We start from the raw sequence: 770 nt of genomic DNA, 5'->3' as shown, positions 1-770 counted from the left end.
CGAGTTCTTTAATAATGGCATCATTTTCAGAAAGCTGTTTGAATTCCTTTTCTCGTATTTGCTCATTCTCGCCTTGCTGTTCTTGGAATTTCTTTTCGACACGTGCCAATTCCTTCATATGAGTTTGAATGACCGATTCGATATCTTTTTCGCGGGCTCCTAGACTCTTGCTGAGCTTCAGTGATAGCGCCTGAATTTTTTGGTTTAGCGTATCTTCTCGTGCCTGATAGCGATCTTTGACGGCCTCGATATCCTGGTTATAAGTGGCTCGGAGTGTCTTTTGTTTGTCTGAGTCACTGAGTTTATTCAGTGCAAGGCGTAGGTCTTCAACCTTCTTCTCTTGCGTTTCGACGAGAGCATTCTGTTCTTTCTTAACTGAGTTTTCAGAGAAGAAGCCTGCATCAGCGATTTTCTTCTCTCGCTTCACTCGAAGCTCTTTTAGATAGGCTTGTTCATTGGCAAGCTGTTGTTGAAGGCTTCGGCGTTGAGTGTCTAGCTCACTGCTGGCATTGAGCGTCATTTGTCGTGAAGCCTCAATCAGTGCATCCAGTTCCTTCTGACGGTCAGCGCGTAAAGCTTTGAGCTGCTCGCGTCTATCTTCAATTTGCGCAGATAGGCCTTTGATATATTCATTTTGAGTTGCAGCGCGTAAGCCCTGAATGCGGTCCTGAATTACTTCTGCTTGGCGAGAACGCTCTTCTGATATGATGGCATGACGCTGGCTGTATTCGGCTTCAATTTGCGAAGAGCTTAAGCTTGCCAGACGAGTG

At 45.6% G+C, this 770-nt stretch carries 1 protein-coding gene; it reads right to left on the bottom strand.

The window, feature by feature from the left end:
• Positions 1-770: hypothetical protein (locus A3763_RS29010; protein ID WP_197483026.1), on the bottom strand; the 770-nt coding region annotated here is incomplete at both ends.

The sequence above is a fragment of the Oleiphilus sp. HI0128 genome (assembly GCF_001635365.1).
The sequence above is the reverse complement of the archived record's forward strand: the minus strand, read 5'-3'. Positions and strand labels throughout refer to the sequence as shown.